We start from the raw sequence: 5,741 nt of genomic DNA on the forward strand, positions 1-5,741 counted from the left end.
CTCGCCGCCGGCGGTGGTCAACGCGGTGATGGATGCGCTCGCGCCGTTCGGCGTGCGGCACGCCGACATGCCGCTCACCCCGTCACGAGTCTGGGAGGCGATGCAGGGCCGTGCCACCCCTCCGCAGTGACGCACCCGTCACCGGCCTGGTGCTCGCCGCCGGTGGGTCCACCCGGCTCGGCAAGCCCAAGCAGCTGCTGCCGCTGGGTGACGCGACGCTGCTCGACGCCACCCTCGCCGCGGTCCGACGGTGCGGGTTCGACCAGGTGGTGGTGGCCATCGGAGGCGCCGCGGACGAGGTGGCCGCCACCGTCGACCTGAGTGGGGTCGACGTCGTCCGCAACCCGGGCTACGGCGCCGGCTGCTCGTCGTCGATCGCTGCTGCGCTGCCGGTGGTCGACCCGGCCGCAGCCGGTCTGGTGCTGCTGCTCGGCGACCAGCCGGAGGTGGCGCCGGAGGCGGTTGCGGCGGTCGTGGCCGCCGGGCAGGGGACCGACCTCGCCGTGTGCCGCTACGACGACGGGATCGGGCACCCGTTCTGGCTGGGGCGGGAGCGGTTCGCGGCGCTCGCCGGGCTGCACGGTGACAAGGCGGTGTGGAAGCTGGTCGACGCGGCCGGGGAGGGGCTGGTGAGGGTCGACGTGCCCGGGCCGGTGCCGGCGGACGTGGACACCCTCGACGACTACGAGGCACTGCGAGCGAGGTGGCCCCGGTGACCCCGACCCAGCTGCGGGCATTCGCCAGCGTCGTGCGGCTCGGGTCGGTGAAAGCCGCGGCAGCCGCCCTCGGCGTCACCGAGGCCGCGGTGTCGCTGCACGTGGGGCAGCTGCGCAAGGAGCTCGGCGACCCGCTCTTCACGCGGACCGGGTCCGGGCTCGCGTTCACACCTGGTGGGCTGCGCCTGGCCAGCCGTGCGGTGGAGCTGCTGGGTCTTCAGGACCGGACCGTGCTGGAGGTTCGGGAGGCGGGGGAGGGACGCCGGATGCTGCGGCTGGCGAGCACCTCGCTGTTCGCCGAGTACGCCGCCCCGGGGCTGATCAGCCTGTTCGCCGACCGGGCCCACGACCTCGACGTCGAGCTGAGCGTGCACCGGGCCGGCGACTTCGAGCAGCTGCTGCTCACCCGCACCGTGGACGCCGCGGTCGGACCGTGGCCGGCCACCTCGGACGGCACGATCACCAGCCGGTTGTTCCTGAACTACCAGGTGCTGACGGTCGTCGGCCCCGGTCACCCGGTGACCCGCGCCCAGCCGAGTCTGGCCATGATGCGCGAGCAGACCTGGGTGCTGGGCCCCTCGGCTGCCGACGACGCTGGGGTGGTGCCGACGATGGTGCAGCGGATCGGCGTACCGGAGGACCGACAGCAGATCTTCCAGAGCCACGCGGCAGCCGTCGAGGAGACCAAGCACGGCGGCGGCGTGACGCTGGCGCTCGGGTTCGCGGTCGCCCAGGACCTGTCCTCCGGAGCCCTCGTGCGGGTGCCCGGCCGGGGGCTGGCCGGCCAGGGGTCGTGGCACATCTCGCTGCTCGGGGGCCAGCAGGCGACCCCCGCCGCGGAGGAGATGGCGCGGTTCGTCACCACTCCGCGGGCCACCCAAGCGATGCTGCGCGGTGGGGCGGTCTCCCATGGTCGCTTCAAGCCGGCCGTTCACGTCACCCTCTGGAGCTGAGCGGGCGAGCTGCGCGTAACGGTGCCAGAGGTGCGCTCGCCACCCGTTGCATCGGGTGGGAGGCGCACGGGAAGCACCGTTACCCGCAAGCCCGAAGAAGCGGCCGAGGACCCTCTTAAGGGAACTCTTGATCCGCAGTTGTGGGGCGGGGTCGCGCGGCGCACAGTGACGCCACCACTGCTCCCGACGTGAGGAGGCGGCGCCGTGCCGATCGAGTCGGACGGGCACAGCCGGGGCAACCCGCGCATGTACGAGCTGATCGAGAACGCTCCCAAGAGCGGTGCCAGCCCGACCATCTGGGCCTTCCCGCAGTTCGTCGAGTTCCTCAAGGTCGCAGGGCAGCCGGTCCAGGGACCGTGGCCGCCGCATCAGCAGCCGCGACCGGACCCGACCGACATCGAGTCGCTGCCGGTCGCCGTCCCGGACCCCCTCGCGCCGCCCGTGGGCGGCGCGGACGAGGAGCCCTGACGTGTACCCCTCCCGCTTCCGGTACGAGGCGCCGCGTTCGCTGGAGGAGGCGATCGCGCTGCTGCAGGAGGGCGCGGGCGAGGCCAAGGTGCTCGCCGGCGGTCAGAGCCTGGTGCCGCTGATGAAGCTGCGCTTCGCCGCACCCGAGCTGCTCGTCGACATCAACAACATTCCGGGGCTCGACCAGCTGCAGGTGGGGGCCGACGGCGAGATCCGAGTCGGGGCTCTCGTCCGGCACCGTGACGTGGAGCGGTCACCGGACATCGCGCGGTCGCAGCCCACGATGGCAGCGGCCGCGCCGCTGATCGCCGATCCGGTGGTGCGGGTCCGCGGCACTCTCGTCGGCTCGCTGTGCCACGCCGACCCGCAAGGGGACTGGGCGGCCGTCGTGACAGCGCTCGGAGGACGCGTGGTCGCCCAGGGCTCCGCAGGCCGCCGCACGATCGCCATCACCGACTTCGTCACCGGCCCGTTCCAGACCGTGCTGGCGCCTGACGAGGTGGTCGTCGAGGCGGTGCTCCCGGCGCCGCAAGGTCAGGTCGCCGGCGGCTTCCTCAAGCTCGAACGACGGGTGGGCGACTTCGCCACTGCCGGGACTGCCGTTGCGCTCGAGCTCGACGACGCAGGCCGGGTCGCCCGCGCCGGGATCGCTCTCACCGGCGTCGGCAGCACCACCATCGACGCACGCACCGCCGCGGACGCGGTCGTCGGGCAGCCGCTCACCCCGGAGGTGATCGGCCGGGCCGCGGACCTCGCCGCCGAGGCGGCCCAGCCCAGTACCGACCACCGCGGCAGCGCGGCGTACAAGCGTCACGTCATCCACACGTTCGTCACCCGGATCCTCACCCGGGTCTCCCACCGCGCGGAGGAAGCCGCATGACCCGCCTGTTCGAGGAAGTGCCCGCGCCGGTCGAGGAGGACGTGCCGGTACGCCGGGTGACGGTCACCGTCAACGGCGAGCGTCGGACGGCTGACGTCGAGCCGCGGCTCCTGCTGGCCCATCTGCTGCGCCAGGGTCTCGGCCTGACCGGAACCCACACCGGCTGTGACACCACGAGCTGCGGGGCGTGCACCGTGCTGGTCGACGGCCTGCCGGTGAAGAGCTGCACCATGCTGGCGGTCCAGGCCGACGGCCACGCGGTGACCACGGTCGAGGGACTGGCCGGTCCGAGCGAGCTGCACCCGCTCCAGGAGAGCTTCAAGGACGAGCACGGTCTGCAGTGCGGCTTCTGCACTCCCGGGATGATGCTGACGGCCAAGGCGCTGCTCGAGGAGAACCCTGATCCCACCGAGGACGAGGTCAGGTTCGGCCTCTCGGGCAACCTGTGTCGCTGTACCGGCTACCAGAACATCGTGAAGTCGGTGCTGCGAGCGGCGCGGATGATGAACGGCGGTGAGCCGCAGTGACCGCGACGGAGCCGGCGAGCCGGGCGCTCGACGAGATCAAGATCGGCGGGATGGGGGCCAGTCGGCGGCGGGTCGAGGACAACCGGTTCATCCGTGGCAAGGGGCACTACATCGATGACGTGGTGCTGCCCGGCATGCTGCACATGGAGATCCTCCGCAGCCCCTTGGCACACGCGCGCATCACCAGCATCGACACCAGCCGGGCCTGGGAGATCCCAGGCGTGCGGCTGGTGCTCACCGGCGAGATGATGGCGACCCGCAACCTCGCGTGGATGCCGACGCTTAGCTATGACACGCAAGCGGTGCTGGCCACCGACAAGGTGCGCTTCCAAGGCCAGGAGGTCGCCTGCGTCATCGCCGACGACCCGTACATCGCCAAGGATGCGTGCGAGGCGATCGACGTCGAGTACGAGCCGCTGCCGGTGATCGTCAACCCGACCCAGGCGCTGGCACCGGACGCGCCCGTCATCCGCGACGACAAGGCGAACCAGCCCGACAACGTCTGCTTCGACTGGGAGGTCGGAGACCGGGAAGGCACCGACCGGGCGTTCGCCGAGGCCGACCTCGTGTCGACGATGGAGCTCCACTACCCGCGATCACATCCCGCCCCGCTCGAGACGTGCGGCGCGGTCGCCGACTTCGACCGCGCGACCGGCAAGCTCACGGTGTACATGACCACCCAGGCGCCGCACATCGTGCGGGCCGCGGTGTCGCTGATCGCCGAGCTCCCCGAACACCTGATCCGGATCGTGTCGCCCGACCTGGGAGGCGGCTTCGGCAACAAGGTGCCGGTCTACCCCGGCTACGTGCAGGCCATCTTGGCCTCGATCCTGCTCGAGCGCCCGGTCAAGTGGATCGAGGACCGGACCGGGAACCTGATCTCCACCGGCTTCGGACGCGACGTCTACCTGAAGGGCGAGCTGGCGCTGCGCAGGGACGGTCGGATCCTCGGCGTCCGCATGCACACCGACTCCGACCACGGAGCGTTCTTCGGTGACGCCCAGCCGAGCAAGTTCAAGATCGGGCTGCTGCACTCGGCGTTCGCGTGCTACGACATCCCGCACGCCCACCTGACGGCCCGTGGGGTCTACACCAACAAGGCGCCGGGCGGTGTCGCGTACCGCTGCTCGTTCCGGGTCACCGAGGCGATGTTCTTCCAGGAGCGGATGATGCAGGCCGCCGCCGACGACCTCGGGATGGACCAGGCGGAGTTCCGTCGGATCAACTTCGTGCGCGACGACGACTTCCCGCACCGGACACCGTTCGGGTTCCTCACCGACTCCGGCCAGTACGCCAAGTGCCTCGACGTCGGTCTGAAGGCGATCGACTACGAGGGCTTCCGCCGCGAGCAGGCCGAAGCGGCGAAACGCGGCCGGTTGCTCGGGATCGGCATCTCCTGCATGACCGAGCCGCTGGGCGCCGGGAACAGCCGCGAGTACGACATCCTCGGGATCAAGATGTTCGACTCCGCCGAGCTGCGGGTCCACATGACCGGCAAGGCGATCCTGCGGACGGGCGCGAAGACCCAGGGCCAGGGCCACGAGACGACCTGGGCGCAGATCGTGGCGCACGAGCTCGGCCTGCCGGCCGACGACGTCGTGGTCGAGGAGGGCGACACCGACACCGCGCCGTTCGGCATGGGCACCTATGCCTCTCGCAGCACGCCGGTCGCGGGGGCAGCGGTCGCCATGGTGGCCCGCAAGGTCCGGGCGAAGGCGCGGATCCTCGCCGCCCACCTGCTCGAGGTGTCGGAGGAGGACGTCGAGTGGGAGCTCGGACGGTTCTACGTCCGCAGCGCGCCCGACCGCGGCGTCACCATCCAGGAGTGCGCGATGGCGGCGTACTCGAACATGCCGGACGGGCTCGAGCCCGGCCTGGAGGCCAATGCCTATTACGACCCGCCCAACCTCACCTGGCCGTTCGGCTGCTACATCGTCACCGTCGAGGTCGACCCGCTCACCGGAGTCTGGGACGTGCTGCGCGTCGTGGCCGTCGACGACTGCGGCGTACGCATCAACCCGATGATCGTCGAGGGCCAGATCATGGGCGGCCTCACCGAGGCCTATGCCATGGCCAGCATGCAGTTCCTCACCTTCGACGCCGACGGCAACTGCATCGGCTCCACCTTCATGGACTACCTGCTGCCCACCGCCTGGGAGACACCCGGCTACGAGCTGCACGAGGTCGTCACGCCGTG

At 71.2% G+C, this 5,741-nt stretch carries 6 protein-coding genes; all 6 read left to right on the forward strand.

The genetic code is table 11. The features are described 5' to 3' along the window. Positions 1–110: 110 nt before the first annotated feature. A complete protein-coding gene (locus VFZ39_RS00075) occupies positions 111–716 on the forward strand; it encodes a nucleotidyltransferase family protein (protein ID WP_330863671.1) in 606 nt (201 codons plus the stop codon). Further along, positions 713–1,669: a LysR family transcriptional regulator gene (locus tag VFZ39_RS00080; protein ID WP_330863672.1), complete on the forward strand. Its 957-nt coding sequence runs from the start codon at positions 713–715 to the stop codon at positions 1,667–1,669. Before VFZ39_RS00075 ends, VFZ39_RS00080 begins: the two co-directional genes overlap by 4 nt. Positions 1,670–1,873: 204 nt before the next feature. Then, entirely contained in the window at positions 1,874–2,137 is a 264-nt protein-coding gene (locus VFZ39_RS00085; RefSeq protein ID WP_330863673.1) for a hypothetical protein, read from the forward strand. Position 2,138: 1 nt separating this feature from the next. After that, a complete protein-coding gene (locus VFZ39_RS00090) occupies positions 2,139–3,017 on the forward strand; it encodes an FAD binding domain-containing protein (protein WP_330863674.1) in 879 nt (292 codons plus the stop codon). Next, complete coding sequence (locus VFZ39_RS00095; RefSeq protein WP_330863675.1) at positions 3,014–3,544, forward strand: (2Fe-2S)-binding protein; 531 nt, start codon at positions 3,014–3,016, stop codon at positions 3,542–3,544. Before VFZ39_RS00090 ends, VFZ39_RS00095 begins: the two co-directional genes overlap by 4 nt. Then, on the forward strand, positions 3,541–5,741 hold a 2,201-nt coding region (locus VFZ39_RS00100), incomplete at its 3' end, for an aerobic carbon-monoxide dehydrogenase large subunit (RefSeq protein WP_330863676.1). The genes VFZ39_RS00095 and VFZ39_RS00100, both read left to right, overlap by 4 nt.

It is taken from the genome of Nocardioides sp., from assembly GCF_036374615.1.
Classification (GTDB): Bacteria; Actinomycetota; Actinomycetes; order Propionibacteriales; family Nocardioidaceae; genus Nocardioides.

Coding starts and splice junctions, on each gene's coding strand:
- VFZ39_RS00095 (WP_330863675.1), top strand. CDS start 3,014: ATGACCCGCCTGTTCGAGGAAGTGCCCGCGCCGGTCGAGGAGGACGTG.